Annotated in this window: 3 protein-coding genes; 2 read left to right on the top strand and 1 reads right to left on the bottom strand. The window is 62.2% G+C overall.

All coding sequences use genetic code 11. From position 1 onward, the window contains the following. Nucleotides 1-289: ABC transporter permease subunit (locus tag AC1D1Z_RS35245; RefSeq protein ID WP_477853414.1), on the top strand; the 289-nt coding region annotated here is incomplete at its 5' end. 1 nt (nucleotide 290) lies between these two features. On the opposite strand, the gene AC1D1Z_RS35240 is transcribed toward AC1D1Z_RS35245, so the two are convergent. Beyond that, the gene (locus tag AC1D1Z_RS35240) at nucleotides 291-1,649 is read right to left on the bottom strand and encodes an LLM class flavin-dependent oxidoreductase (RefSeq protein ID WP_131647139.1); all 1,359 of its coding nucleotides are present in this window, start codon (nucleotides 1,647-1,649) and stop codon (nucleotides 291-293) included. Nucleotides 1,650-1,882: 233 nt separating this feature from the next. Here AC1D1Z_RS35240 and scpA point away from each other — a divergent pair. Continuing rightward, nucleotides 1,883-3,569 (top strand): methylmalonyl-CoA mutase (scpA, locus tag AC1D1Z_RS35235; RefSeq protein WP_477853412.1); only part of this gene is annotated, 1,687 nt, incomplete at its 3' end.

The following is a 3,569-nucleotide window of genomic DNA, read 5'->3' as shown; positions in this document are numbered from 1 at the left end:
CGTGCGCGCCATGGGCGGCAATCGCTGGACGATCATCCGTGAGGTGCTAGTGCCTGAAGCGCTGCCAGGCATCGTCGCCGGTTTCACCGTCACGCTGGTGACGCTGATCGGCGCCTCGGCCATGGCGGGCGCGATCGGCGCCGGCGGCCTCGGCGATCTCGCCATCCGCTATGGCTATCAGCGTTTCGAAACCAGTGTGATGATCGCGGTGGTGGCCGTCCTCATCGTGCTCGTCTGCGGCATCCAGTGGCTTGGCGACCGGCTGGTCGCCAGACTGGACCACCGATAAATCAGCGCCGGAATTGGGCGGCGGGATGAGCGGCGGGCAACCTGCCGTTCCCGCCGCCGAAAAGCTTCTGCCGCAAGGGTCCTGCAGCATAGTCCGCCTTGAAGACACCGCGCTCCTGCAGCACCGGGACGACCAGCTCGACGAAATCGCGCAGGCTTTCCGGCGCCACTGTCCGCGCCAGATTGAAGCCGTCGATTCCACCCTCTTCGATCCATGTCGTAAGATGATCGGCGATCTGGTTGGGTGAGCCCACAATCGGCTTCATCCGGCTGCCGAGCACCATCTGGTCGATGATGTCACGCAACGTTACCGGCTTCGCCGCCTGTTTCGTAATGGCCGCAAGTGCGGATTGATTGGCGTTGGTCGAGCTCTGGTCGATGACGTCGTCCAATCCATACTTCGAAAAGTCGATACCGACGGAGGCGGAGTAATGCGCAAGCGAGGCCTCGACGCTCGCATGGCGGCGGTACCCCTCCAGCTTGTCCCGTGCTTCCTTCTCCGTCCGCCCGACGACAACAGTGATCAGGCTCAGGATTTTCAATGCGTCGGCGCCGCGGCCGAATTCCTCCGCCTTCGCCCGCAGCGCATCGACGGTCGACCTGGCCGCCTTGGGATTGGGCCCGGCGATGAAGACGCATTCGGCGTGGCGCGCGGCGAAATCCCGCCCGCGTGCCGAGGCGCCGGCCTGAAAGAGCAGGGGCGTGCGCTGAGGCGAGGGCTCGGAAAGATGGATGCCTTCCATCCGGTAATATTTGCCGTCGTGACGAACAGTGCGCACTTTGGAGGGATCGGCATAGATGCCGCCTGCCTTGTCACGCAGTACCGCATCGTCGTCCCAGCTCCCTTCCCAGAGCTTGTAGAGGATCTCGAGATATTCCTCGGCTGCATCGTAGCGCGCATCATGTTCCGGCAGCTTGTCGAAACCCATGCTGCGGGCGGCACTGTCGAGATAGCCGGTGACGATGTTCCAGCCGATCCGTCCCTTGGTCAGGTGATCGAGCGTCGACATGCGCCGCGCCAGCAGGAAGGGTGGCTCATAGGTGGTGTTGACGGTGACGCCGAAACCAAGATGTTTCGTCACATAAGCCATCGCCGAAATCGGGATCAGCGGATCATTGACCGGGATCTGCGCGCCCGTCTCGATCACCGGCGACGGACTGCCCCTGTAGACGTCATAGACACCGACGATATCGGCCAGGAAGATGCCGTCCAGCTTGCCGCGTTCGGCGGTCTTGGCAAACTCTGTCCAGTAGTCGAGATCGGTATAATGCGCTGAGCGATCGCGCGGGTGCGTCCACAGGCCGTGGTTGATGTGCCCGACGCAGTTCATGTCGAAGGCATAGATCTGCATGGTCTTCATGAGGCGGGTCCCAAAGCCGGCAATRGAAATCAAGGATTTGCCGCATTAATTATCCAAGAGCATGATGCCGAAAAGTGCGAGCGGTTTTCGGACGACATCATGCTCTAACTATATAATGTAGAACAGGATTCAGATTTTAGGCCGGCTCGGCCTAAAATCATCCTGTTCGGGCTCTATCGCACGAGGAGCCTGTGAAATGGTAGGGTTGGGATGAAAAAAGCCGGAGGAACCGCATGACGAAGAAGACGCTGTCGGATTGGGCCGAGCTTGCGCAAAAGGAACTGCGCCGCTCGCCCGAAACGCTGACCTGGCAGACGCCGGAAGGCATTGCCGTCAAGCCGCTCTATACGGCCGAGGATCTCGACGGCGCCGGGCACCTTGGTTCGCTTCCCGGCTTTTCGCCTTTCACCCGCGGCCCGCGGGCGACGATGTATGCCGGCCGGCCTTGGACGATCCGCCAATATGCCGGCTTCTCGACGGCAGAGGAATCGAACGCCTTTTATCGCCGCAATCTGGCGGCCGGCCAGAAGGGCCTGTCGGTCGCCTTCGATCTTGCCACCCACCGCGGCTATGACAGCGATCATCCGCGCGTCGAGGGTGATGTCGGCAAGGCGGGTGTGGCAATCGACAGCGTCGAGGACATGAAGATCCTGTTCGACGGCATTCCGCTCGGCGAAATGTCGGTGTCGATGACCATGAACGGTGCCGTCATCCCGATCCTTGCCTCCTTCATCGTGGCCGGCGAGGAGCAGGGCGTTCCACGGGCCGAGCTCTCGGGGACCATTCAGAACGACATCCTCAAGGAGTTCATGGTCCGCAACACCTATATCTATCCGCCCGAACCTTCGATGCGGATCGTTGCCGATATCATCGACTATACCGCCCGCGAGATGCCGAAGTTCAACTCCATCTCGATCTCCGGCTACCACATGCAGGAAGCCGGCGCGACGCTGGTGCAGGAACTGGCCTTCACGCTGGCCGACGGCCGCGAATATGTGCGCGCCGCCATCGCTAAAGGCCTGAGCGTCGACGAATTCGCCGGCCGCCTGTCCTTCTTCTTCGCCATCGGCATGAACTTCTTCATGGAAGCCGCCAAGCTGCGCGCCGCCCGCCTGCTCTGGACGCGGATCATGGAAGGGTTTCATCCGGAGAAACAGTCCTCGCTGATGCTGCGCACCCATTGCCAGACCTCCGGCGTCTCGCTGCAGGAGCAGGACCCTTATAACAACATCATCCGCACCGCTTTCGAGGCGATGTCGGCCGTGCTCGGCGGCACGCAGTCGCTGCACACCAACTCCTTCGACGAGGCGATCGCGCTGCCGACGGAATTCTCCTCGCGCATTGCCCGCAATACGCAGCTGATCCTGAGCCACGAAACCGGCGTGACAAAAGTGGTCGATCCCCTGGCGGGCTCCTACTATGTCGAAAGCCTGACGGCCGAGCTTGCCGACAAGGCCTGGGCCTTGATGGAGGAAGTCGAGGCACTGGGCGGCATGACCAAGGCCGTAGCGGAAGGCCTGCCGAAACGGCTGATCGAGGAAGCGGCCGCGCGCCGCCAGGCAGCCGTCGACAAGGGCGACGAGGTCATCGTCGGCGTCAACCGCTACCGGCTCGACACCGAGCAGCCGATCGACATTCTGGAGATCGACAACAGCGCGGTGCGCAAAGCGCAGATCAGACGTATTGAGGAAACGAAGCGGCGCCGCGATGGCGGAGCCGTGCGCGAGGCGCTGGCGGCCCTGGCAGAGATCGCACAGAGCGGCAAGGGCAACCTGCTGGAAGCCGCCATCGCGGCGGCCCGAGCCCGCGCCACGGTCGGCGAAATATCGGATGCCATGCGCGCTTCCTTCGGCGATCATGCCGCGACCCCTCAAGTCATCAAGGGCGTCTATGGCGAGGCCTATGAAAATGAGCCGGAAC

It is taken from the genome of Rhizobium sp. P1_E1 (genome assembly GCF_056406015.1).
Note: the sequence above shows the minus strand (reverse complement) of the source record. Positions and strands in the feature narration are given on the sequence as shown.